At 50.5% G+C, this 25,654-nt stretch carries 24 protein-coding genes; 14 read left to right on the top strand and 10 right to left on the bottom strand.

All coding sequences use genetic code 11. From position 1 onward, the window contains the following. Positions 1–33 precede the first annotated feature (33 nt). From pnuC to rpmH, 8 genes are all read right to left on the bottom strand, one after another. Complete coding sequence (gene pnuC / locus FAY32_RS12725) at positions 34–774, bottom strand: nicotinamide riboside transporter PnuC (RefSeq protein WP_143463799.1); 741 nt, start codon at positions 772–774, stop codon at positions 34–36. A 10-nt stretch (positions 775–784) separates the two neighbouring features. Further along, positions 785–1,171, bottom strand: a complete 387-nt coding sequence (locus FAY32_RS12720; protein WP_143463798.1) for a hypothetical protein — start codon at positions 1,169–1,171, stop codon at positions 785–787. Between the two features lie 378 nt (positions 1,172–1,549). Then, positions 1,550–3,460 (bottom strand): tRNA uridine-5-carboxymethylaminomethyl(34) synthesis enzyme MnmG, encoded by a 1,911-nt coding sequence (gene mnmG / locus FAY32_RS12715; protein WP_143463797.1) that lies wholly within the window; start codon positions 3,458–3,460, stop codon positions 1,550–1,552. Positions 3,461–3,532: 72 nt separating this feature from the next. After that, entirely contained in the window at positions 3,533–4,927 is a 1,395-nt protein-coding gene (gene mnmE / locus FAY32_RS12710) for a tRNA uridine-5-carboxymethylaminomethyl(34) synthesis GTPase MnmE (RefSeq protein ID WP_143463796.1), read from the bottom strand. Positions 4,928–5,158: 231 nt separating this feature from the next. Next, positions 5,159–5,941 carry an RNA-binding cell elongation regulator Jag/EloR gene (gene jag, locus FAY32_RS12705; RefSeq protein ID WP_143463795.1) on the bottom strand — a complete coding sequence of 261 codons (783 nt, stop codon included), beginning with the start codon at positions 5,939–5,941 and terminating at the stop codon, positions 5,159–5,161. An 841-nt stretch (positions 5,942–6,782) separates the two neighbouring features. Continuing rightward, positions 6,783–7,616, bottom strand: a complete 834-nt coding sequence (gene yidC / locus FAY32_RS12700) for a membrane protein insertase YidC (RefSeq protein WP_225428346.1) — start codon at positions 7,614–7,616, stop codon at positions 6,783–6,785. 11 nt (positions 7,617–7,627) lie between these two features. Continuing rightward, the gene (gene rnpA, locus FAY32_RS12695) at positions 7,628–7,984 is read right to left on the bottom strand and encodes a ribonuclease P protein component (protein ID WP_048733717.1); all 357 of its coding nucleotides are present in this window, start codon (positions 7,982–7,984) and stop codon (positions 7,628–7,630) included. Positions 7,985–8,084: 100 nt separating this feature from the next. After that, complete coding sequence (gene rpmH, locus FAY32_RS12690) at positions 8,085–8,219, bottom strand: 50S ribosomal protein L34 (protein ID WP_081624573.1); 135 nt, start codon at positions 8,217–8,219, stop codon at positions 8,085–8,087. Positions 8,220–8,760: 541 nt separating this feature from the next. Here rpmH and dnaA point away from each other — a divergent pair. The 11 genes from dnaA (at position 8,761) to FAY32_RS12635 (ending at position 22,113) form a co-directional block, all read left to right on the top strand. After that, the gene (dnaA, locus tag FAY32_RS12685) at positions 8,761–10,119 is read left to right on the top strand and encodes a chromosomal replication initiator protein DnaA (RefSeq protein ID WP_143463794.1); all 1,359 of its coding nucleotides are present in this window, start codon (positions 8,761–8,763) and stop codon (positions 10,117–10,119) included. Positions 10,120–10,436: 317 nt separating this feature from the next. Then, positions 10,437–11,576, top strand: coding sequence for a DNA polymerase III subunit beta (gene dnaN / locus FAY32_RS12680; protein ID WP_143463793.1), 1,140 nt, complete (start codon positions 10,437–10,439; stop codon positions 11,574–11,576). Between the two features lie 596 nt (positions 11,577–12,172). After that, entirely contained in the window at positions 12,173–12,400 is a 228-nt protein-coding gene (yaaA, locus tag FAY32_RS12675; RefSeq protein ID WP_143463792.1) for a S4 domain-containing protein YaaA, read from the top strand. Next, positions 12,400–13,554: a DNA replication/repair protein RecF gene (gene recF, locus FAY32_RS12670; protein ID WP_143463791.1), complete on the top strand. Its 1,155-nt coding sequence runs from the start codon at positions 12,400–12,402 to the stop codon at positions 13,552–13,554. The genes yaaA and recF overlap by 1 nt, the downstream gene beginning before the upstream one ends. 3 nt (positions 13,555–13,557) lie before the next feature. Then, complete coding sequence (gene gyrB / locus FAY32_RS12665; protein ID WP_143463790.1) at positions 13,558–15,504, top strand: DNA topoisomerase (ATP-hydrolyzing) subunit B; 1,947 nt, start codon at positions 13,558–13,560, stop codon at positions 15,502–15,504. A gap of 85 nt (positions 15,505–15,589) precedes the next feature. Next, positions 15,590–18,106 carry a DNA gyrase subunit A gene (gene gyrA, locus FAY32_RS12660; protein ID WP_404820147.1) on the top strand — a complete coding sequence of 839 codons (2,517 nt, stop codon included), beginning with the start codon at positions 15,590–15,592 and terminating at the stop codon, positions 18,104–18,106. 231 nt (positions 18,107–18,337) lie between these two features. Continuing rightward, positions 18,338–19,126 (top strand): helix-turn-helix domain-containing protein, encoded by a 789-nt coding sequence (locus FAY32_RS12655; RefSeq protein WP_143463788.1) that lies wholly within the window; start codon positions 18,338–18,340, stop codon positions 19,124–19,126. A 216-nt stretch (positions 19,127–19,342) separates the two neighbouring features. Beyond that, positions 19,343–19,639, top strand: coding sequence for a 30S ribosomal protein S6 (gene rpsF / locus FAY32_RS12650; protein WP_143463787.1), 297 nt, complete (start codon positions 19,343–19,345; stop codon positions 19,637–19,639). 33 nt (positions 19,640–19,672) lie between these two features. Next, entirely contained in the window at positions 19,673–20,245 is a 573-nt protein-coding gene (gene ssb / locus FAY32_RS12645; RefSeq protein WP_143463786.1) for a single-stranded DNA-binding protein, read from the top strand. Between the two features lie 29 nt (positions 20,246–20,274). Then, the gene (gene rpsR, locus FAY32_RS12640; RefSeq protein ID WP_048733694.1) at positions 20,275–20,514 is read left to right on the top strand and encodes a 30S ribosomal protein S18; all 240 of its coding nucleotides are present in this window, start codon (positions 20,275–20,277) and stop codon (positions 20,512–20,514) included. A gap of 489 nt (positions 20,515–21,003) precedes the next feature. Beyond that, positions 21,004–22,113 (top strand): glycerol dehydrogenase, encoded by a 1,110-nt coding sequence (locus FAY32_RS12635; protein ID WP_143463785.1) that lies wholly within the window; start codon positions 21,004–21,006, stop codon positions 22,111–22,113. Positions 22,114–22,214: 101 nt separating this feature from the next. Here FAY32_RS12635 and FAY32_RS12630 read toward each other — a convergent pair whose 3' ends face one another. Continuing rightward, complete coding sequence (locus tag FAY32_RS12630; protein ID WP_143463784.1) at positions 22,215–22,424, bottom strand: OB-fold-containig protein; 210 nt, start codon at positions 22,422–22,424, stop codon at positions 22,215–22,217. A gap of 192 nt (positions 22,425–22,616) precedes the next feature. On the opposite strand from FAY32_RS12630, the gene FAY32_RS12625 reads away from it, so the two are divergent. The 3 genes from FAY32_RS12625 (at position 22,617) to FAY32_RS12615 (ending at position 24,611) form a co-directional block, all read left to right on the top strand. After that, complete coding sequence (locus FAY32_RS12625; protein WP_143463783.1) at positions 22,617–22,898, top strand: helix-turn-helix domain-containing protein; 282 nt, start codon at positions 22,617–22,619, stop codon at positions 22,896–22,898. Between the two features lie 182 nt (positions 22,899–23,080). Continuing rightward, positions 23,081–24,070, top strand: a complete 990-nt coding sequence (locus tag FAY32_RS12620; protein WP_143463782.1) for a hypothetical protein — start codon at positions 23,081–23,083, stop codon at positions 24,068–24,070. A gap of 262 nt (positions 24,071–24,332) precedes the next feature. Beyond that, entirely contained in the window at positions 24,333–24,611 is a 279-nt protein-coding gene (locus tag FAY32_RS12615; protein WP_158727598.1) for a helix-turn-helix domain-containing protein, read from the top strand. A gap of 77 nt (positions 24,612–24,688) precedes the next feature. Here the strand turns inward: FAY32_RS12615 and FAY32_RS12610 are convergent, their stop codons facing one another. After that, entirely contained in the window at positions 24,689–25,450 is a 762-nt protein-coding gene (locus tag FAY32_RS12610; protein ID WP_143463780.1) for a MerR family transcriptional regulator, read from the bottom strand. Positions 25,451–25,654: the final 204 nt, after the last annotated feature.

Here is a 25,654-nt window from a genome sequence, read left to right as displayed (position 1 = left end):
ATGACGTTAACGGGCGAGTCTTTTTGATACGTTTTATTTTGTCTGTTGGTTCGTCCCGGCGCCGCCTTCATTGTCGGCTTCACCACTGGCCCAAACCTTCGTCGCGTAGACGGCATTAAATAGTAGTGCCGCTTGTAAAGCGACTTGGGACAAGTTGGCTCCCAATGACCCAATCTTCGTGACGCCCATCAGTGTTTGCACGGTCAACGTCCCCCAATAAATGACGTTGGCGATGTTGACCACGATCCACAGCGACCAATTTTCCTTGAACTTCAGGATATACAGCAATTGGGCGATCAAGCTGACCACGAAGTTAATAGAATCAAAGTAAGGGAGTTGACCATGGAGCATCGCTAACACGACCCAGCCAATGATCCAGGCCACGAATGCCCCGACAAAAATCAGATTACGCGTCTGCTTGGCAAATGAGTGGGTCGCTTCATCGCGGCCCCACATGACCCAGCCAATGGGTTGGGAAATAACATAGATAATATCCATCGCAAATGACCCGTACGCGTGACTGATCCACGCAATATACGTCATGGCTAAACACTGAACCAACCCAAAGATGAAGGAGATTTTACGCCCCTTCATCCCATAGATCAGACACAAAACTCCCATGACCCCTGAGATCATCCCAATTAAACTATCCGGTACGACCGCATAAACGGCTACCTGTAAAATTAATAAGAGCGAAACATAGATGACCTCAAACTTTTTCCAATTCGTGAATAACTGGTTGAACCACCAGCCATGTGACTGCGTATTTGTCATGTTAATCCCCCTAATTTTGAATCATTAGTCTGTTACTAGTTGCAAGCAAGACATTTACTAACGAAAGCTGACTCATTATCAGTAGTCTGCTTTGAAACTTCAGCAATCGCCGGTTGGTCGCCGGGAACGGATGTCGTCGCTGCCACAAAGTTCGCGCGACCACGACGATCAAATCTACCAGCGCCAGTAAGATTAAGACACGTTTGTCTAACCAAGCGGCTTGCCACAATCCCAGCCCCAAATAAAGCAGACTCAGAACCCAAAAGCTGTGCGTTAAATACCGCCAGCGGTTGCGCATTGCGTTGGTCTGTAACTGGTATTGCCACCTGCGTCGCCAATACCAGCCGTAGAAAAGAACCGTCAGCACCAACCAAAAGATCTGTTCACCCGTCAGCATAAATCTCCCCCTCTCAAGCCAGCAGCATACAGCCTGAGTTTACCGTTGTCCCCACTCAACTGGCCAGATATTCAGCCCCATCCGTTCGGTAACCTTATTTATGTAAAAAATTGATCCAACGCCGATTACGCATCCCCGCTTGGCTTTCATCACGCCTAAATCCTTCAGCACCCAAGTGGTTAGAGCTGATAATTATCTCACTACAGCTTCCAACTTTACCAACGCTCCGTGTCATTCATGCAAAGAATGTGTAAAGCTTGTGTATACTAATTATTGATTAATTAATAATTAAAGGTCTTCCTATTATTAATAACAAAATAATGATAAATAAAAAAAGGCGCCATGATTTTCATCATAGCGCCTTTAAGCTTGCCCAGTCTAGTTCACTTTGGCAATTTTCCCCTGTTCGATGTAGACGCTCAAAATAGCGATGTCAGCGGGATTGACCCCACTGATTCGGCTAGCTTGGGCCAACGTTTCGGGTTGGATCTTCTTTAGTTTTTGATGAGCTTCGGTTGCAAGACCGTCGATGGCATCGTAGTCGATCTTAGCGGGGATGGCCTTGGCCTCCATCCGCTTCAACTTGGCCACGTTGTCCTCGGCCTTCTTGATATAACCCGCGTACTTCAGTGAAATTTCGATTTCCTCAACGATGTGCCGGTCCAATGGCTGTGCTGGCGCGGCGATGAACTGCAACAACGTTTGGTAATCGACGTATGGCCGCCGTAAGAAGGCTGCGGCCAACACACCATCTTGGAGTGGCTTGTCGCCGTGGCTTTCAACAAAGGCGTTGATGGCGGCGTTAGGCTTGATCCGAATGCTGTTCAACCGGTCGATCTCGGCCTTCAATGCCGCCTTCTTAGCCAAGAAATCGGCGTAACGTTCGTCGCTGATCAGGCCTAATTCGTGCCCCTTAGCTGTTAAACGTAAGTCGGCGTTATCATGCCGTAAGATCAACCGGTACTCTGCTCGACTCGTCAACAGGCGGTAAGGTTCCTTGGTTCCCTTAGTCACCAAGTCATCGACCATAACACCAATGTAGGCATCGGACCGTTTCAACGTGAAACCTGGCTTGCCTAACGCCCGTAATCCGGCGTTGATTCCAGCTAACAGGCCTTGACCGGCAGCTTCTTCATAACCGGAAGTCCCGTTCGTTTGGCCTGCCGTAAACAGGTTCTTCAACGGCTTCGTTTCCAACGTTGGCCGCAATTGGTAAGGGGAAACGACATCGTATTCGATGGCGTAACCGGGCCGCATCATCTGCGCATCTTCTAGCCCCTTGATGGAGTGTAAAATCTTCTGCTGAACTTCTTCTGGCATCGACGTTGACAGACCTTGAACGTACCATTCATCAGTGTTGCGGCCTTCTGGCTCCAAGAAGAGTTGGTGCCGGGGCTTGTCAGCGAACCGCACGATCTTGTCTTCAATGGATGGGCAATAACGGGGGCCGACCCCTTCGATCACGCCGGTAAACATCGGGGCGCGGTCGAGGTTGGCCTTGATGATCTCATGCGTCTTTTGGTTGGTGTACGTCAACCAGCAAGACAGCTGATTCTTGATGTCGATGTAGGCACTGTCTGGTGTCGTGAAGCTAAAGTGGTTCGGCTCCTTGTCCCCAGGCTGCTCTTCAGTCTCGTCATAGTGAATCGTATTGCCATCGACCCGTGGTGGCGTCCCCGTCTTGAACCGTTCGAGATCAAATCCGTACTTAGGTAGGTTGGCCGTCAATTTGTTGGCGGGTTGGGAGTTGTTCGGACCGGATGAATACATCAGTTCCCCGATGATGATCTTGCCCCGAGCAGCGGTCCCAGCCGCAATGACCACAGCCTTGGCGCTGTAACGTGCACCAGTGTTGGTGATGACCCCTTTGCAGGCGCCGTCTTCCACGATCAAATCGTCCACGATTCCCTGACGCAAGGTCAGGTTAGGTTCGCGTTCGATGGTATGCTTCATCTCGGCATGGTAGGCGTGCTTGTCGGCTTGGGCACGTAAGGCACGGACAGCTGGGCCCTTACCCGTGTTCAACATCCGCATCTGCACGTACGTCTTGTCAATGTTGCGGCCCATTTCGCCACCCAACGCGTCGATTTCCCGCACGACGATGCCCTTTGCCGGGCCCCCGACAGATGGGTTACATGGCATAAAGGCCACCATGTCCAAGTTGATCGTCATTAATAACGTTTTGTTTCCCATCCGGGCGGCAGCTAGTGCGGCTTCGCTACCAGCATGGCCGGCGCCCACGACGATAACGTCGTAGTCCTGACCGGGATATTCAATTACTTCAGTCATTGGTTCTTTCCCTCCATGCTTAACTGCCACTGACGGCGGCTAAACGGTCTCTTTTATTGGTTTGCGTAAGGTTTATTTTCCTAAACAGAACTGGCTAAACAACTGGTCGAGCAGCTCGTCTTGGTAGCTGTCCCCAGTGATTTCACCGAGCAGGTCCCAGGCACGCGTCATATCGATCTGAACTAAGTCGACCGGCATCCCCGCGGCAATCCCACTCTGAACGTCCGTCAACGCATCACTGGCTTGATGGAGCAGACCAATGTGCCGGGCGTTGGTGACCATCACGTTGTTTTGATTGGACTCGATACCTTCATCGAAGAACAGGTGGGCGATGGTGCTTTCCAGCTGATCCATCCCCGTACTCTGCAGGATCGATGTTTCAATGATCGGGCTATCCCCAGCAGCGGCCTTAACGGCGGCCAGGTCCAGCTTTAGCGGCAGGTCCGTCTTGTTCAAAATGAGGATGCGTTGCGTGTCGGCCGTGGCCTTCAGTAACGCCTCATCTTCAGCGGTCAAGGCCTCACTAGCATTCAAGACCAGCATCACCAAATCGGCGGTGTTGATGGCCTTACGCGAGCGTTCGACCCCAATCTTTTCGACCTTATCCGTCGTATCACGAATTCCTGCCGTATCGATCAGTTTTAACGGTACCCCTTTGACGTTCACGTATTCCTCGATCACGTCACGCGTGGTCCCAGCAACGTCCGTCACGATGGCCTTGTCCTCGTGCAGCAAGTGGTTCAATAGGCTACTCTTCCCCACGTTGGGGCGGCCAACAATCGCCGTCGCCAGCCCTTCACGCAAGACCTTCCCCTGCTTCGCGGTTGCGAGGAGCGCCTTGATCTGCTTTTGGACCTCTTGGGCCTTCTCCAGCAACATCTTGGTCGTCATTGTTTCCACGTCATCGTACTCGGGGTAGTCGATATTGACTTCTACTTGAGCCAGTGCATCGAGGATATCTTGTCGCAGATTTCTAATCAAATGAGACAAATTTCCGTCTAATTGGTCTAAAGCGACCTTCATAGACTTATCCGTTTTTGCCCGAATCAGATCCATCACGGATTCTGCTTGGGTCAAATCGATCCGCCCATTGAGAAAGGCTCGCTTGGTGTATTCACCGGGTTCAGCCAACCGCGCGCCGTAACTCAAACATAGCTGTAAGATCCGGTTCGTGGCCACGATACCACCGTGACAGTTGATTTCGATAATATCTTCCTTGGTGTACGTCTTGGGTGCCCGCATGACGGTCGCCATGACTTCGTCGACCTCTTCACCGTTATCTGGGTCGATGATGTGCCCGTAATGAATCGTATGGGTGGCCGCTTTGGCCAAGTCGGCCCCCTTAAACAGCTTCTTTGCAACGTCAAAGACCTCTTCACCACTCAGCCGAATGATGGAGATACCGCCCTCACCAGGTGGGGTCGAAATTGCCGCAATCGTATCAAATTCTGTGGTCGTGACTGCCATGAGCCATCCTCCTTGTTCTTTTCAATGTTGGTTCTTACCGCAAGTTTACGGGTCCATCGTTGAATAACTACAATCAACAGGCCTGGTGTATCATTTAACGCCATAAAAAAAAGCACCTACTCCACGCCACCTAACTGTGCGCGGATAAAGTACTTTCACTACTTTATCATAAACTTGATAAGAATGATTGTCTTCACTATAAGGGCAATCGGTCGTTTTGTCAAACGGAAACTATGCTGGTTCGATCACAACGGCGCGGTGCGGCTCTTTACCAGCCGAATACGTCGTGACGTGACGGTTCTTTGCCAAGACCGCGTGAATCTGCTTGCGCTCAAATGATGGCATCGGATCCAAATAGATTGGCTTGCCGGTCGCCACAACTTCTCGCGCGGTACTTTCCGCCAAACGGACCAACGTGGCTGCCCGCCGCTCGCGGTAACCCGCCACGTCCAGTTCTAGGTCGACATGCGCAGCGCCATGGTGGTTCAAGAACAACTGTCCCAGACTCTGCAAAGCATTGATGGTCCGGCCATGTTTCCCGATCAGCAAGCCTTCCTTATCCGTGGTAAATTCCAGGCGAACTTGCCGGTGAGCCGTGTTCTCAACGTCTAACGTCGCATCAATGCCCAGTTGTTCCACGATATTTGCCAGGTAATCCTGAACGGCGTCAACGGCCGCCTCGCGCTGTTCACGACGTTCCTCAGGGGTCACTGTTGGTTCGGCAGGTTGGTCCGTTGGCTTGGTTGCCACCGCTGTTGGTGTAGACTTTGCCGCTGATGCTGGCTCGGCAGTGGTCCGACTTGCTTTCGCAGCCACTGGTTGTTTGGCCGCCTCACTAGCTGCCGCAACCGGTTTTAAGACCACGTCGACCATGGCATCCCGCCGACCGATGCCAAACAAACCCTTACGTGGCGCTGTGACCACCTTCGTAATCACTTGGTCACGACGGCTGTTCAACGCGGCTAGTCCCGCTTCGATCGCCGCTGCTTCCGTTTTCCCCGTAAAGATCGTCATCGTTTATTCCTCCCGTGTCTATTCGCTAAATTTTAGTATACCATAACGGCCGCTGGGCACTGAGCAATCCGATTAAAAATGCAGAATTCTCTACCCCCAACTCGTAAGAATCCCTTAAAGACAGAGCTTTCGTGCACCAATCTCGTCATAAATTTCGTTAGTAACCCTGTCAGCTGCCACTGCAACCGGAAAAGTCCTGTTGATTCTAGTAGACTAACTTTGGTTAAGTTGCCGTGCATGAGGCAACTCTAGCCAACGATAAACCAGCAGGTTAGCCAAGATTGGAAGGAAGTGATGGTTACGATACCACAGCATTACGATTGTTTTTTTAATTAGCAACTACCAGTTGAATCTGCAGAACAGGTGGTCCGCCATAGATGACAATGATGGTCATCACTTAGATCGCTGGAACTATCACCTAGACTCCGGCATATGTGACCCCTTGTGGCCACGGCTACGTTGGTTCCAATCACTGCCAGCTTAACGTACCACCGAGACTACCATGGTTGGCTAGCCTAAGTGTCACCAACCTAAGTAGCCGTGAGTGAACCAAATTTGGCCCCAGCCGTGGGATTTTCCAAGTGATTTTCTTGGAAAATGGCGTCTCTGAGACAGTGATCTTCTGGCTTAAAGCGAGGTCAAAGACCGCTTCTCAGGCTTTGACCGTCCTCCCCACCGCGTTCCGGTCCAAATTTGGTGAACGGTAAGGCGGACATTTTAGCTAAGATTGCGTACCGAATCCCTACGCTACCAAGTGTTATAACTATTTTCCGACCTTTAGCTAGCCACAAAAAAAGCCGCCCGGACTGATCCGAGCGGCGAGAAATGCATTTTTTAGGTGTTATTTACGTTTACTTTGCTTAGCACGCCGCATTGCTTTTTTCACAATACGTTCGTGTTCAGCTTTGACCTTTTCCTTTTTATCGCGTTCCGCTTGAATTTTCCACGGATTTTGAATCAATAGGGTTTGGCCGACCTGGAAGACATAAGAAACCGTCCAGTACAACGACAGTGATGAGGCAACGTTCATGGCGGTAAAGAAGACCACCACGGGCATCCCGACGATCATCATCGTGTTCATGGAGTTCGTCTCTGGGGCGGACTTCGTCGTTAACCACGAACTCAGGAACGTGGCTAAGGCTGCCAAGATTGGTAAGACGAAGTACGGGTCCTTGTGGCCAAGTTGCAACCATAAGAAAGTCCCAGACCGCAGAACGGCCGTCCGCCAGATGGCTTGGTACAGTGCCCAGATAATGGGCAATTGGACCAAGGCTGGTAAACAACCCATCATTGGATTGATGCCGGCTTCAGAGTACAGCTTTTGCTGTTCTGACTGAAGCTTGGCCATCGTTTCTCTGTCTTTAGACGAATACTTTTTCTGTAATGCTTTTAATTGGGGTTGAACCTCTTGGGTCTTCCGCATGCTGCGCGTTTGGAAGATCATCAGTGGTAGCAAGATGATCCGGATGATGATCGTAAAGATGATGATCCCGATCCCGTAACTATCACCGAAGAAATGGGCCAACCAGATGATCGCCCGCGAGAAGTTCAGAACGATCAAGCCGTCCCAGATCCCGGTGCTTTGATTCGTGATTGGCTTATTGCTACAAGCGGAAAGGATGAACACTAAACCCACAATGCCCAGCATCAGTAGGGTGCGTTTGTACTTTTTCACGTTTTTCACGTTTATTCCTCGCTATAGCTAGAATCCAGCAATTTAGCCAGCTTCAACACGTGCACTAGGCTGCGTTTCGCATCGGGCATGGCAATACCATCCGCACGAGGCCGAGCAATGACCAGGAAGTCCACATCTTGTTTCAAATAGGGCTTCAACTCGAGCAAGCTCTGACGAATTCGGCGCTTCACCCAGTTACGGTGAACGGCGTTACCAATCTTTTTCCCAACAGAAATGCCGACCCGGAAGTGCGGCTGATCTGGTTTTTCCATTGAATACACCACGAATTGCCGATTAGCGACTGAATTCCTGGTTTCAAAGACCTGCTGAAATTCCGCTTCTTTCTTAATGCGGTAAGATTTTCGCATGGTGCATCTCCAAAATTCTCAACTATTTTTCAGTCCGCGGGGAATTGGTGTCCCAGTCACGCCGCAGATAAAATAAAAAGACCACTGAACCATCAGCGGCCTATGCAGACAATACTTTACGTCCCTTTTGACGGCGACGTGCTAATACTTGACGGCCATTGCTAGTGCTCATGCGCTTGCGGAAGCCGTGGACACGTGAACGGTGACGTTTCTTTGGTTGGAAAGTACGTTTCATGGTAAGTTCTCCTCTCTTAACGATGACTATTTATTTTTCATCTGACAGTGCCAGACAAATACTAAATGCATTTCCTGAATATACTATCATAAAAACCGCCAAATTGAAACAGCAACTTTAAATTTCCAAGAAAAAGTTGTACCCAGATAAATTTGTTTCATGCACTTAGCCTGTGGATAACTCGAAGATTTCAAAAAAGTTATTCGCGACTTGCTAACTGGGTTATCCACTGTTCCACAGACTGTTAATTTCAAGAAATCAAGCTTTGTTAATTCTGTGGATAACTTGTGAAACACTTGTTGCTATCACGTTTTTAGTCCACCGTGCCCTGTGCATAACTGGTTTGTTCAAAAGTTATCCACCGTTTTTGACTACCCTGTGGATAACTCTTTCCACTTCCTGTGAAACAATTATGCACACCCCATAATAGCCTGTGGAAAACTTTTTTCCTTCATGCTACACTGAATGTACGTTTTCTTTTTGGGGGTCATACTCCCAATGGATAAATGAGTTTGTAAACTAAAAATAGGGGGATATCTCAGTGCCAGAAATGTCAGATTTGTGGGCTGACATCCAACAGTTGTTCAAGGCCAACTACGCACCAACGACCTATTCAACTTGGATTGAAACAGCCAAGCCGATCTCTTTAATCGGCAACAAATTAACTTTGGAACTTCCATCACCCCTGCATCGCGATTACTGGAATAACCAACATTTGGACCAGCAATTAATCGAATACGCATACCAAACCACTCACGAAGATATTCAGCCTGATCTCATTCTAGAAGGCGAGCGCCAGCAACAAGCCACGCTTAAAGCCAAAGCCGGCACGCTAGACGCCACGACTATGGCGGAACCAACGCCAACTTTTATGAAAGAAACGGCCTTGAATCCCCGCTACACGTTTGATACTTTCGTCATCGGCAAAGGGAACCAAATGGCCCATGCTGCGGCCTTGGTCGTCTCTGAAGAACCGGGGAAGATGTATAATCCACTCTTCTTCTATGGTGGCGTTGGGTTGGGTAAGACCCACTTGATGCACGCGATCGGCAATAAAATGCTTGAAGCTCATCCGGACACCAAGATCAAATACGTCACCAGCGAGGCCTTCACGAATGACTTTATTAATGCGATTCAAACCCGGACGCAGGAGCAGTTCCGTCAGGAATACCGTAACGTTGATCTGCTGCTAGTCGATGATATTCAGTTCTTCGCTAATAAGGAAGGAACGCAAGAAGAGTTCTTCCATACATTTAATGCCCTCTACGACGACAACAAGCAAATCGTGTTGACGTCCGACCGGCTACCAAATGAGATTCCTAAGCTGCAAGACCGTTTAGTTTCGCGGTTTGTCTGGGGTCTTTCGGTTGATATCACGCCACCAGACTTGGAGACGCGAATCGCCATTCTTAGAAACAAAGCGGACGCCGATCAGATCGACATCCCCGACGACACCTTGAGCTACATCGCCGGGCAGATCGACTCTAACGTCCGTGAACTCGAAGGGGCCTTGGCCCGCGTGCAAGCTTACCATCAGCTGATGCGTCAGCCGATCACGACTGATCTCGCCGCCGAAGCACTCAAGAGTTTGAATCTGATCAACGCCAGTGATGCTGTGACGATCCCCGTGATTCAAAACCGGGTGGCCGACTACTTCCACGTGTCCCTAAAGGACCTTAAGGGCAAGAAACGCAAGAAAATGATCGTCATGCCCCGGCAGATCGCCATGTACCTGTCGCGAGAACTGACGGAAGCTTCCTTGCCGCGAATCGGGAACGAATTTGGCGGTAAGGACCATACCACGGTCATTCACGCCTACGACAAGATTGCAGCTTCGCTCAAAACGGACCCCGAACTCCAAAAAGATATCGAGAACCTCCGCAACGAGTTGAAGCAATAAACAAAGAATCGTCCGGGTCTCTAAGGTTAACCGAGACGGGCTCGCGGCGATCTTTTTGTGACGAACTGGCGTATGATAAAATTAAGCTAGCACGGTGATTTCTCCGATTTTCCTCGGGCGGAACACCAACGGAGAAAGTTGAGGTGTGGATAAAAAAGAAAAAGGCTAAAAGTTATCCACAAGTTATCCACAGGTGGAAAAGCTAGTAACACAAGGCCTTCTTCAAAGTTATCCACAGAATACACCGCTCTACTACGGCTACTGTCTTTTTCTTTTAATTAAGTAAATAGCGCACCACACGAAGGAGTGTTCAAACTATGAAATTCACCATCAACCGGGCAGCGTTCATTAAAGAACTGAACAATGTCTCCCGGGCTATCTCATCCAAAACGACCATCCCCATATTGACGGGATTAAAGATCGTTGCCAGTGACGCTGGGTTATTACTAACCGGGTCCAACGCCGACATCTCAATTGAAACGTTGATCAAAGCAGACGATCCCGATATCGGTTTGTCGATCGATGAACCAGGTTCAATCGTCTTAACCGCTCGTTTCTTTGGTGAAATCGTTAAGAAGTTACCTGAAAGCGAACTGACCGTGACGGTTAAAGATGGGTTCCAAACCGAAATCACTTCCGGGGCGGCTTCCTTTAACATCAACGGGCAAGACGCCAACAACTATCCCCATTTACCAGAGATCGATGCCGCAGATTCCGTTGTCCTTTCTGGCGCCGTCTTCAAGGAATTGATCAGCCAAACGGTTATTGCCGTTTCCAATCAAGAGAGTCGGCCAATCTTAACCGGGGTCCACTTTGTCTTAGCGGACAACCAATTCTTGGCGGTCGCCACGGATAGTCACCGGTTGAGTCAACGACAAATCGAACTCCCAACGCCTAGCAATGCCACGTTTGACGTGATCATTCCAGGGAAGAGTTTGACCGAACTGTCCCGAATGATCGGCGACGATGATAGCGATGTGAAGATGCAGTTCTCCGAAAACCAAGTGCTCTTCTTACTCGGTGACACGTCGTTCTACTCCCGCTTACTGGAAGGGAATTACCCAGATACGTCCCGGTTGATCCCTAAGGAAGCTTCAACCACGGTCGAATTCGAAGCGCCAGAATTGCTGGCAGCTGTTGAACGGGCCTCACTGTTGTCGCATGAATCCCGCAATAACGTGGTTAAGCTGACGTTGACGCCAGCTGACAACCACGTCACCATCTTCAGTAACTCCCCCGATGTCGGGAACGTTGAAGAAGACCTGGCGCCTAAGGAATTGACGGGGGATGACCTCGAAATTTCGTTTAACCCTGACTACATGAAGGATGCGCTACGGTCGTTTGGTCAAGCGACGATTCGGGTGGCCTTCACCTCTGCGTTGCGGCCATTTACGTTGGTACCAACGGAAGATACCAGTAACTTTATTCAACTGATCACGCCAGTGCGGACGTTCTAAGCTGGTTTTAACGAAAATGAAAAACGCCTTTCGCGAGTGTCACGCGGGGGCGTTTTTTTGCGGCAATTTTTAAGTGGCCGACTGTGGATAACTTTCGGGGAAAGCATAAGCACCACAAGCTGTCACCGGCGACACGTGCTGCCAAAACCACGTTCCGTTATTTTTCGATAGCCGGTTAGGGACCGTCAGTTTTGAAGATGTTTACCCAAAACGTAAACACGCCGTTCATGCTCATTGACTAACCGCCTTTTGTCCCACGCGCCATTGCCGTGATAAATAAACGGTTAGCTCTCACCGCCTTCATTTCGCGCCGCACTCGTGAAAACTACGTAAAATCTGGGACGAAATTCGTTACTTGCGTGCGCACATGGCAGCTGATTTTCAGGAAAATCGGATGATTGCTGACTTTGTGGTCAAAAACAGCCGTTTTTCGCCAGAATGCCGCTTATTTTAATTCTGAGCAAATTTACAGCATTTTTACCAAAAATATCAGGAAGGGGTCAGATTGGCTGAGAACGCAAAAATAAGGTGGTTAATCTGTACCTTTGCCGTAAAAAGCGGTATAATATAAGAGAAGAAAATTAAGGGGTGAAATTGTGAAAAAAGAAGTTTTCATTGACACGCCCTACATCACTTTGGGCCAGATGCTCAAGGAAGAAGCCGTTATCAGTACTGGCGGTCAAGCCAAGTGGTATTTGCGGGAAAACACCGTGAAGGTCAACGACGAGCCAGATGATCGACGGGGTCGTAAGCTGTATCCTAACGATACGGTGGATGTTCCTGATGCAGGCTCGTTTGTTATACGCTCAAAGCAGGGTGAATAATGTATTTGCAAGAGTTGCAGCTGCAGCATTTTCGTAATTACCAGGACGCGGATCTTCAGTTAGGTCAAGGGATCAACGTCTTATTGGGGGAAAATGCGCAGGGCAAGACCAATTTATTAGAGGCAATCTACGTGCTGGCGTTAACCCGCAGTCACCGAACCGCCAATGATCATGATCTGGTCAATTGGCAGGCCAAAACGGCCAAGGTGAGTGGCCGCGTGGTTAAATCTGCCGGCACGGTGCCGTTAGAGCTCACTTTTTCGCGGCAAGGGAAACGGGCCAAGGTCAATCACTTGGAACAAGCGCGGCTCTCCCAGTACGTGGGACAGCTCAACGTGATCCTGTTTGCTCCGGAAGATTTAGCCATCGTCAAGGGTGCTCCCGCTGTGCGGCGGCGCTTCATGGACATGGAATTCGGGCAGATGAATCCCCGTTACCTCTATAACCTCAGTCAGTATCGGACCTTATTGAAACAACGGAACCACTACTTGAAGGACTTACAGCACAAGCAAAAAAAGGACCTCCTTTTTTTGTCTGTCCTGTCCGATCAATTAGCGGCTTACGGGGCGGAAATTATCATGGCTCGACTGACGATGTTACGGAAGCTTGAGCACTGGGCCCAGACGATTCACGCTGAGATTTCACAACAGCGCGAGGAGTTGACGTTCCACTACGCGACGCAGGTGCCTGACGACCAATTGACGGACGCCAAGACCATTTGCGATGCGTTAACGGCCCTCTACACCAAGCAGCGCGACAAGGAGCTCTATCAGGGGACGACTCTGGTTGGTCCTCACCGCGACGACCTGCATTTTCAGGTCAACGGCAAGAACGTCCAGACGTTTGGCTCGCAGGGACAACAGCGGACCACGGCGTTGAGCGTCAAGCTCGCTGAAATTGACCTGATGAAAGAAGAGACCGGTGAATATCCGGTCTTATTACTTGATGACGTACTTTCTGAACTGGACGATGCGCGCCAGACACATTTACTGACGGCGATTCAGGACAAGGTACAAACGTTTATTACCACCACCAGTTTGAGCGGGATCACCCGCCAGCTGATCAAGGACCCAACCATTTTTCATGTCGAAAACGGGGCCGTGGTGGCCGATGAATCGCCTGCAACGGGGGATTCGGCAACAAAGGAGGATTAGGCAGTGGCTGATTACGAACACGAAACCAAAGCAGAACAAGCCCGGGAATACGATGCCAGTCAAATTCAAGTCCTAGAAGGCTTGGAAGCGGTCCGGAAGCGTCCGGGGATGTACATTGGCTCGACCAGCGCCCAAGGTCTGCACCATTTGGTCTGGGAAATTGTTGATAACGGGATCGATGAGGCCTTAGCGGGCTTTGCCGATGTGATTCACGTGACGGTCGAAAAGGACAACAGTATCACCGTAACCGATAACGGACGGGGAATTCCTGTGGACATTCAGAAGAAGACGGGGAAACCCGCTTTGGAAACGGTCTACACGATCCTGCATGCCGGTGGTAAATTCGGCGGTGGCGGGTACAAAGTCTCCGGTGGTCTTCATGGGGTGGGGGCATCCGTCGTTAACGCGTTGTCGACCCACTTGGAAGTCCAAGTTATTCGGGGGGGCAAGCGTTACGCCATTGCCTTTGACCACGGCCACGTCAAGACGCCGATGTACGTTGCCGAAGAGGGCCTTGATCCAGATCGTCACGGGACCATCGTCCACTTCCTGCCGGATCCAGATATCTTCCGGGAAACAACGACGTTTGACATTAAGACGTTGACCACCCGGATCCGTGAACTGGCTTTCTTGAACAAGGGCCTTCGCATCACGATTCGTGACGAACGGCCGGAAAAGCCAACGGAAGAGGATTTCCTGTATGAAGGTGGGATTCGCCACTACGTTGACTACTTAAACGAAAATAAAACGACACTGTTCGAACCACCAATCTACGTTGAGGGCCAAGAAAATGGCATCACCGTTGAAGTGGCCTTACAGTATACCGATGATTATCACAACAACCTGTTGACCTTTACCAACAACATCCACACCTACGAAGGTGGGACGCATGAGGAAGGGTTCAAACGGGCCTTGACGCGGGTCGTAAACGACTACGCGCGTCAAAACAAGCTGATGAAGGATAACGAGCCTAACCTGACCGGGGATGACGTTCGTGAAGGGTTAACGGCGGTCGTTTCCGTCAAGCACCCGGACCCACAATTTGAAGGTCAAACCAAGACCAAGTTAGGGAACTCCGATGCCCGGACGGCCGTGGACCATACGTTTGCCGACCACTTCATGCGTTACTTGATGGAGCACCCGGATATTGCCCGCAAAGTTGTGGACAAAGGGACGCTGGCTTCCAAAGCGCGGGTCGCTGCAAAGCGGGCGCGGGAAGTAACGCGGAAGAAGAGCGGACTCGAAATCAGTAACCTCCCTGGGAAATTGGCCGATAACACGTCTAAGGACCCCGAAATCTCCGAATTGTTTATTGTCGAAGGGGATTCCGCCGGTGGGTCGGCTAAGCAAGGCCGTTCGCGGCTGACACAAGCCATCTTGCCAATTCGGGGGAAGATTTTGAACGTGGAGAAGGCCTCAATGGACCGGATCTTAGCCAATGAAGAAATTCGGTCGATGTTTACCGCCATGGGGACCGGGTTTGGTGACGATTTCGACGTTGCCAAGGCCAACTACCATAAGCTGATTATTATGACTGATGCCGATGTCGATGGCGCCCACATTCGGACGTTGTTGTTGACGCTGATCTACCGTTACATGCGGCCATTGCTGGATGCCGGGTTCGTTTACATTGCCTGCCCACCACTTTACCGGGTACGCCAAGGGAAGTTCCAACGTTACCTGGATTCTGACGATGAGTTGAAAGAGTTACTCGGCAAGCTGGCCCCTGCACCGAAACCACAGATTCAACGGTACAAAGGGTTAGGGGAAATGGACGCGGAACAGCTTTGGGAAACGACCATGGATCCTGAAAACCGGCGGCTCTTACGGGTCGACGCGCAAGACGCCATCAATGCTGATCAAGTCTTCAGCATGTTGATGGGTGATAAAGTGGCGCCCCGCCGGCAATTTATCGAGGAAAACGCGACCTTTGCTGACCTTGATGTTTAACGTGTAACGGGAAGAACGGAGGGTAAAAAATTTGGCTGATCAAGATTATTTAAGTCGAATCACCGACGTTGACCTTTCACAAACGATGCGCACATCCTTCCTGGATTACGCGATGAGTGTGATTGTTCAGCGGGCGTTACCGGACGTGCGGGATGGTTTAAAGCCAGTCCACCGCCGGATTTTGTACGATATGCATGAACTTGGGATCACCCCCGACAAGCCATTCCGGAAATCAGCCAGAGTGGTCGGGGATGTCTTGGGTAAATACCATCCACATGGAGATTCTGCGGTGTATGAATCCATGGTGCGGATGGCACAAGACTTCTCGTACCGCTACATGTTAGTGGATGGTCACGGGAACTTTGGCTCCGTCGATGGTGACGGCGCCGCTGCCATGCGGTATACCGAAGCACGCCTGAGCAAAGTGGCGATGGAAATGCTCCGGGATATCAACAAGGACACGATTGACTTTCAAGATAACTACGATGGGTCCGAAAGAGAACCCGTGGTCTTGCCATCGCGTTTCCCGAACCTGTTAGTTAACGGGGCTTCCGGGATCGCCGTGGGGATGGCCACGAACATTCCGCCGCACAACCTGACGGAAGTCATCAGTGCCCTGCACATTTTGATGAAGAACCCCGATGCCACGTTAGCTGACTTGATGGAAGCTTTGCCGGGCCCCGATTTCCCTACTGGGGGAATTGTGATGGGTAAGGCCGCGATTCGGCGGGCTTACGAGACCGGTAAGGGTACCATTACTTTGCGGGCGAAGGTCGACATCGAAGAAGAAAAGAACGGCAAGCAACGCATTGTGGCCACGGAAATTCCGTACATGGTCAACAAGGCGAAATTGATCGAACGGATCGCCGAACTGGCCCGGGACAAACGCATTGAAGGCATCACCGATGTCAACGATGAATCCGACCGGACGGGGATGCGGATCGTGGTCGATGTTCGTCGCGATGCCAGTGCCGAAGTCATTTTAAACAACTTATACAAGATGACCTTGATGCAGACCTCCTTTGGGATCAACATGCTGGCCATCGTCAACGGCGCGCCTAAAGTGCTGGGCCTGAAGCCAATTCTGCAGTACTACTTGGAATTCCAGCTGGAAGTTATCCGGCGGCGGACCGCGTTTGAACTGAAGAAGGCCGAAGCCCGGGCCCACATCCTGGAAGGGTTGCGGATCGCGCTGGACCACATCGACGCCATCATCACCATTATTCGGCAGTCAGAGACCGCTGAAGTGGCGAAGAATGAGTTGATGACGCGCTACAGCTTATCAGACAAGCAATCACAAGCCATTTTGGACATGCGGTTAGTTCGTCTGACCGGTTTGGAACGCGAAAAGGTCGAAAAGGAATACAACGATGTCATGGCGAACATCAAGGATTACAAGGAAATCTTGGCATCCAAGGAACGTCAACAGGACATCATCTACCAAGAACTTTTGGAAATCCAAAACAAGTTTGGCGACAAGCGACGGACCGAATTAATGGTCGGCGAAGTGTTGAGCTTGGAAGACGAAGACTTGATCGCTGAAGAAGACGTCGTGGTCTCTTTGACCCACAACGGCTACATCAAGCGCTTGCCAACGTCCGAGTTCAAGGCACAGAACCGTGGGGGTAAAGGGGTTCAAGGCATGGGTGTGCACGATGATGATTTCATCGAACACCTCGTGGCGACCTCGACTCACGATATGTTGCTGTTCTTCACCAACACCGGGAAAGTTTACCGGATGAAGGGCTACGAAATCCCTGAATACGGGCGAACGGCCAAGGGAATTCCAGTGATCAACTTGCTGGGGATCAACAATAACGAGCACGTTCAAGCCGTGATCAACGTCGCTAATCCGGGCGAAAACGCCAACCGGGACCTATTCTTCACAACGGTTCAGGGGACGGTCAAACGGACGCCAGTCGATGAATTTGCCAACATCCGGAGCAATGGTCTGAAGGCCATCAACTTGAAGGATGACGATGAGCTGATCGACGTGGACATTATCAATGCCCAAGCGAACATGATCATCGGGACGCACCTGGGTTACGCCGTTAGCTTTGCGGCTGAAGACGTGCGCTCAATGGGTCGTTCAGCAACTGGGGTCCGCGGGATCCGGCTGCGTGACAGCGACTACGTCATTGGCGCCAGTGTCCTCAAGCCGGACAGCCACGTGTTTGTCATTTCCGAAAAGGGTTATGGGAAGCAAACAGCTGCCAGCGAGTACCCTATCAAGGGACGTGGTGGTAAAGGAATCAAGACCGTTAACGTGAGTGAGAAGAACGGGCCACTGGCTGGTTTGACCACGGTTGACGGTGATGAAGACATCATGTTGGTCACCAACAAGGGTGTCATGATTCGCTTTAGCGTCGCCGACGTTTCCGAGACCGGGCGGGCAACCTTAGGGGTCCACCTGATTCGGTTGAATGACGATACCGCCGTGGCCACGATGGCCAAGGTGGCTAAGGAAGACGAGACGGCGGATGAGACCGCACCGGCTGACGGGGATGCCCCGGCAGCAAGTGACGATGGCACCGCCGAATCGGCGCCGGTCGTCTCTGACGATACCGATGCTGCTAGCGATAGCGACAACACTGAAGATTAAAAAAATTAATGATGAAAAACGGGTGGTTGCCAGCGATGGTAGCCCCCGTTTTTTTTGCGGGTTAGTCAATGGGTGCTGCCAGCAGCCGGCGATGGTCAGCTGAATTGAACCGTTTACATGAACAAACTAATATCAATTTAATTGTAAATGGTTTATCCCATTTACTTAAATGATTAACTCTGCTATCTTAGGAATTAACTAACATCTAGGGGATAGCAGGGGGGAAGCAGTGTGACAAATGAGGACTTTTCGGCGCTGGTGAGTTGCTTAGGCCACCAGTTACAGTGCGAACGGCAACAACGGGGAATCAGTCTGGCAGAGTTGGCAACGGGGGTGTGCCCCGTTGGCCAGCTGCAGGCCATTGAGGCGGGCCAGATGCTACCGACCCCGGCCCTGTTAACGGCCCTCTGTCAGCGCCTAAAGCTCCCCTTGCAACAACTGATTCAGACCGGGTACGTGATGCGCCGCCAGCTGACTTTTAGCCGGCGGGTGGAGACGTTGGCACAGCGGCAACAGTCCGTTAAGCTCATGGCCTATTTGGACAACCACGACCGGCTAGCTACGTTACGGACGGACCGGGATCTGCAGGTCTACTATTACTACTACGGCTGCAGTGTGTTTCAGGCCACGGGGGATGCGGTTCGGGCCAGTCGTTATTTTCAAACGGCGCTGGCATTGATGACGCCGCAACGCCCCCGGCAGTACCAGTCGTTGGAATTAGTCACGTTGGCGACGCAGAACTATGTTGATGCCTGGGCTGGTCGCCAGGATGATGCGGGGTTCACTTTGGCGGTGAACATGATTCGCGAGGCACGCGTACTCGATGGTCACGATGCGCTGGGGACGGTCTATTATCTGTATGCTGCAACGCTGTTTCGGCGGGGGCAGGCCAAGCTAGCTGGGCAGATTTTGCAGGAGGGCGTCAACTGGGCGATTCAACAGCAGACTTCAGCGCGATTGGTAGATGATTTTGCCTTACTGGCAACCTACGCGGCGACCGGGCACCCCGCGTTCGGCTAAATGAATTAAAAAAATTGCGTCACTAAAAAAATATTCACGGCCGTTTTGCGGAGTTAACTGTATAGCGTAGGCAATATTCCGTCGGTCGGCCCCGATTTGCTTAAGTTTTAGATATATGCTATACTACTAGCTTGTGAGTATCTGGCTTACGCTAGTGTCTCTCCTTGCTTCCGCATTGCAGCGGGGGCCTGAAGTCCATAAGGAGGTGTAACATTCATGGAAACTACTAAATACGAAATCACCTACATCATTCGTCCAGACCTTGACGATGCCGCTAAGACCGCATTGGTTGAACGCTTCGACAAGTTACTGACTGACAACGGTGCAGAATTGATCAACTCGAAAGACTGGTCAAAGCGTCGGTTCGCGTACGAAATTGGTGGCTTTAACGAAGGTATCTACCACGTTATCACGTTAAACGCTTCTGATGACGAAGCTTTAAACGAATTCGACCGTTTAGCTAAGATCAACGACAGCATCTTACGTCACATGATCGTTAAGCGCGAAGACTAATTTAAACTTAAATTTGAGAGGAGTTATTCAGCAATGATCAACCGAGTAGTACTTACTGGCCGACTGACACGGGATGTTGACTTACGCTACACCCAAGGCGGTGCTGCTGTTGCCACATTTACGCTGGCCGTTGATCGGCGGTTTACCAACAAGACTGGTGAACGAGAAGCTGATTTCGTGAGTTGCGTCATCTGGCGCAAGTCCGCGGAAAACTTTGCGAACTTCTTCCACAAGGGTTCCCTTGTCGGAATTGAAGGCCGTATCCAGACCCGGAATTACGAAAATCAACAAGGCCAACGTGTTTACGTGACCGAAGTTGTTGTCGAGGACTTTTCATTCCTCGAACCACGTTCTCGCAACGCGAACAACAATGAGGGCGGTAACTACAATGGCGGCTCCATGAATAATAGTGCTCCTCAAAATCAGAATCAAAATGGCAATCCGTTTACGAGTGGGAACCCGACGGCAACACCGTCAGCGCCTACCCAAAACACGACTCCTAATCCGGCTGGCAACCAAGGAAACGCTGGGAACAATAACGCAGCTGATCCGTTTGCCAATACGGGGGATTCAATTGACATTTCCGATGATGATTTACCGTTCTAATTTCTAAATCACGAGGAGGGAAATATCCTATGGCAGGACAACGTCGTGGCGGCCGTCGCCGTCGTAAGGTTGACTTTATTGCAGCCAACCACATCGAATACATTGATTACAAAGACACTGACTTATTACGTCGGTTCATCTCCGAACGAGGCAAGATCTTACCTCGTCGGGTTACTGGCACGAGTGCCAAGAACCAACGTAAGTTAACCATTGCTATCAAGCGTTCACGGATTATGGGCTTAATGCCTTTCGTCAGTGAAGAAGGTTAATTCTAAATTCACGGGAACCAACTACAGAAATGTGGTTGGTTCTTTTTTTTGCTTATCTGTCAGAACGCTTGGTATCGTTAGCCCCTACAGCGGTCATCACTGTAAATGGTTCTTATGTGATTATATTTACAAGATTGTTTAGTAGCGGGGGTCCTAAGAAGCCCGTATACTGAGGGCACGATATTAATCGAAGGCCAAGATTAAATCGCCGGCTCGAGCCCAGGTGCGACTGTCCCTGATTTTTTCGTTTGGTAATTAACGCGTACGAGGTGTGCGTACAGAAAACTTTTGTCCGTCGTGGTTAGCCACATTCCGTTAAGTTTCAGCGACCACCACTAATTAATGGCTGATCTCTTGAGCCAACGTATTACTTAGTTGCTTGGTTGTTGGCACTTACTTTACCAGGCTAGTCTAATGAAGTCATTCGGTGAATCTTTTTATTGAAAGCGATTACAATGAAGCCATTCTTAATTAATGGAGGTATTTCCGATGATTACAGCATTCGCAAGTCCATCTACTTATGTTCAAGGCGACCAACTGCTTAAGCAAGCGGCACGCTACATTGCACCATTTGGCGATCATGGGTTACTGCTGGCAGACGACATTGTGTGGGGCCTAATTGGCGAAGAATTTTACAAAGACTTGACCGCGGACGGCTTGAAAATCGAGCACATCCATTTCAACGGTGAAAGTTCACCTGAAGAAATTGAACGGATCAAGGCTATTGGCGAGGAAAAGGATGCCAAATTTGTGATTGCCCTGGGTGGCGGGAAGACCAACGACACCACCAAGGCCGTTGGTGACCGCCTGCACGTGCCAGTCGTTATCGTGCCAACCCTGGCGTCTAATGACTCGCCATGTACCCGGTTGAGTGTCATCTACTCCGCCAATGGTGAATTCCTGAAGTACCAGTTCTACGACAAGAATCCCGACTTAGTCTTGGTGGATTCCTCCGTCATTGCGGGGGCGCCAGTCCGCTTCCTGGTCGACGGGATCGCTGATGCGTTATCGACCAACGTTGAAGCCCAGAGTGTTGCCCGGGCACGCAGCACGACACTATTGCCGTTACAAACGAATCAGACAGCGGCCGGCATCGCGTTGGCCGAAAAATGTGAAGAGCTCCTGTTCACCTACGCGGACCAAGCCGTTGCGGCGGCCGCCGATCACGTGGTCACACCAGCTCTTGCACACATCATTGAGGCCAACATCTTGCTGAGTGGGGTCGGGGCTGAAAGTTCTGGGCTCGCCGCAGCGCATAGTTTCCAAAATGGACTGACGGCGTTGTCTGGTGACGTTCACCGCATGTCCCATGGTCAAAAGGTGTCGTTTGGGACCTTGATTAACTTGGTTTTGGAGGGGGCGAGCGATGAACGATTTGCGCGTTACCTGAACTTCGAAGCCAAATTGGGATTGCCAACTACGTTAGCGGATCTCCATTTAGCAGACGCCTCGGACGAAGACTTACTGAAGGTTGCCACGTTGACCACCCAAGCGGGCGAAACCATCCACAACATGGGCTTCCCAGTAACGCCACGCGACGTGCTGTCAGCCATCAAGGCCGCTGACAGTCTGTCACGCCGGATTCAAGGATTAGATTAGGTTATCTGTGAAAAAGCGCTTCGGCCAGATTGGTCGAGGCGCTTCTTTTTGTCGCGGTTTAAAATAATGTTTCATGTGAAACATCGACGGACTTACCATTTTTACCGCGGCCATTGCCAATGGTGAGCAATGGCCCAACGTGCGGTCTCCTCGGCGACGCTCAGGGAAATGATGAGGCTGAAGATGCTGGCAATGATCATGAACGATCCGCTTCCCCAGAGGCGGTCAATCAGAAAACTCAAGCTGTAAAAAGTTATCCCAAAGGCCACAACGAACGCAATCAGCCAGACAATTGTTTTTTTGAAAGTCATGTGGTTCTCCTCTATAGATAGTGATGTCAGTCTACAGGCCCAGCAGCAGGGGCGTCAAGGAAAGGTCTGCTTACACAATTTTATTTATGTTATTACACATGGTTTTACTAAAAAGAGTCAAAAAACGCCTTCACGTGAAATCAAACGGGGAAGACACATTAGAAATCTGTACGTCAGAAAGGATGATTTGAAATGACTTTAAACCGGATAGATGACTATATCCAAGCAAGAAAACAAGCAAGCAAAGACTTTGCGCGTGCCTACGATCAAGCCGAGGTTGATCTGGAAATTGCGGTAGCTGTTAAGCAATTACGGGAAAGTCTGGGGCTATCTCAGCGAGACTTCGCGCGCTTAGTTGATAAGCCGCAGTCAACAATTGCTCGGATTGAGACGGGGGCAGTAACGGCAACCAATAAGACCCTTGCAGATATTGCTGCTAAAACCCATCACCAACTTCGAATTCAGTTTGTCTAACCTAAGGAATTATTTCCCGACTGGCTGAGAAAACTAACGCAGGAATAGGCGGTACACGGTAGCAATATTGAATTTAAATGCAGCCCAATCGTAAGCCGCTGGGGGACCGCGGCTAGTTACACAAGCTTAATCTTGCCAACAGTTAAAATCAGGTATACTGGAGTTAAACTAGGGGGTTCATTATGAAAAAAATAGTGAAGAATTTATTGTTGATTGGTGTCGCAATCGGCGGTGTGGGTGTCTTGACGACTAGCCAACCAGCACAAGCGAAAAGCTATGCCAAGGTGACGAAGTACGGCTACAATTACAAAGAATCAGCTACCTATTTTTCCTTTACGGGTAATTATGCCCTTTATACCAAACCAGGGACAATCAAGGGCGCTAAATTGGTTAAGAGTAAAAAGCAACTGCTGGCACTGAATGCATCTAAAACGGGTGAAAAGACCTTCATGTGGCGGCGCAAGGCAACCACCAATCGGGGCGCGGTATACTACAAGGTCGAGACCTTTGATCACAGCATTAAAGGCTGGATTTATGCCGGGAAGACGAAGCAGCACAGCCTCGGCATGATCTACTACAAGAAGACCGCGGCGAAGCCAGCTGGTGGCGTACAATTTTTCTCCTCGTTAACCGATAGTGCGTTGACGACCGAAGAAACCACCCACTTTTATCGCTTAACGACGCCCGGAACCGTAGATGATGGCACCCAACTTCTCTACACGCTTCCATTTTGGGCCGGCTTTGACGGTAAGACGCAACCTAACAAGAAGAGTACCGTGGCAAATAAGAACGATGTCTTTGTCATTGATAATGCCAAGACGCGTGTGCGCGAAGGCGATCGCTGGGTCGTGGCGTACGATGTTAATCGTCCCGGCATCGGTGGCTACATCAAGGAAAGCGGTCTGACAGCTATTCCAACACCTAAGGCTAGCGAAGGGGTCACGATTAATTACCGCGATACCAAGACTGATAAATTGATCAGTTCGTTTGTGCTACCCGTGTTAGGAGGAGCCAAAACGACCGATGTTGTGGATATTAATAACTTCCAAATTCCAGCGGGTTACGTGAGTGATACGGAAAGTATGACGTCAAAGATCAAGCTCGGTTTTGCCAATCAATCGACAAAAAACGTCAAGGTGGGCAGTCAACTGAATTATTACGTCATTAATTAAACGTCATTGGCGTCAACCGTACCGTTGAACGAATAACAATTTTTATGTGGTATACATTGCGGGTCTGGACTAAAACGCCAGGCCTTTTTGTTATCGTCGAACTTAACCGGTTGAATGATGTCGTTCTCTGTGTCCCGCTTTACCCGAAAGGTTTTGAAGCCGACTTTATTAACCGCGAGTTGACCAGCCGAATTAGCCGGAGTTCGTGTCAAAATAGAAGATAAATAGTGATGGTATTTTCTTTTTTGGGGGGCGAATGACTTTGAGAAAGTATGATGAGGATGAAATTGAACGGCGAATGGCGGTGGATCCGGAACTGGCCCGGGAATATCATCAGGTCAAGGCGGATTTAGAGATTGCCATGGCCGTTCGTCGGCTACGTAAACGCTTGGGGTTATCGCGGCGAGACTTCGCGCAGTTGGTGGGTCAACCGGTCCTGTTGATTGCGCAGATCGAAGAGGGCACGGCGAGCGCAACGATGGCGCAATTGGTCGACATTGCGAGCCAGACCAATCACGAATTGACGGTTAAATTCGTGTAGGGACGGTGGTTAATCAGTGACGGAATGGCAAAACGGGCCTGGGAGTTTTTCCCAGGCCCGTTTTGCATCGAAATAGACTACTTGGCATAGCGTTGAATACAAGCAACCAGTGCCGCAGTTGCGTTGGCGCAGCCCGTTCGTTGGTTGTAGTACTTGGCGAAGCGGTCATCGCTCAAGTAGAGCTGGGCCAAGCCCTGGTGCGCGGCCACCGAATAATTGTTCCACGTGAAACATAACCATTGCCGATGAAGGCGATAGACCTGTTGGGCGGTGGGACTCGCGTAGTCGCCAGTCGTGGTCACGACTTTTAGCGCGGCTAATAGATCTTTTTCCGTGGCCTGCATCGCCTGGTAGTCAGCTTCGGTGAGCTGGGAAAACCGTTGTTGGCTGGCATCGACGGCAGCTTTGCCATAGTTTTGGCGGGCTTCTGCGCCAAACTGTTGGTCATTGGCGGTCAACTGTTGCCGTTTAAAGGCAGTAAATTTTTCTGTATCGGTCATCTGGGGACCTCCTTGGCGGGCCGCTAACGTGCGGTCCAGTGTGGTTAGCAAGGCGGTCAGGTGATCACGTTTGGCGGCCAGTGCGACCCGCTGTTGCGCTAAAGCCGTCGTTTGGGCGGCTGTGGGTTGCGCCAGCAGCGCCTGAATTTCCGCTAAACTAAAATCGAACGCTTGGAAATAGCGAATGACCTGTAACCGGTCGACGGCGGCCGTTGAATATTCGCGGTAACCGTTATCCGGATTGCGGTCGGCGGGTAATAGGCCGATTTGATCATAGTAGCGTAACGTTCGCGGACTGACGCCGGCGAGTTGCGCGAGCGCTTGAACACTGTAGGCCATGGGACCACCTCCTGTCTTGCTTAGAATCTACTATACAGGTTGTCGTCGCGTCAAGGTCAAGGAGGGAAATAAAGGAAATTTCATCTGACCCTAAATCCCTAACCAGCCCCGTCATGGCGGGCTTCTATCCGGGGACCAAGTTTTGTGATTACTTCGGAGTGTGATAAAATAGGGGTATTATTTGTAAGTTGCGGCCGGTGTTTT

The sequence above is a fragment of the Levilactobacillus enshiensis genome (genome assembly GCF_007115095.1).
GTDB classification, from domain to species: Bacteria; Bacillota; Bacilli; order Lactobacillales; family Lactobacillaceae; genus Levilactobacillus; species Levilactobacillus enshiensis.
Note: the sequence above shows the minus strand (reverse complement) of the source record. Positions and strands in the feature narration are given on the sequence as shown.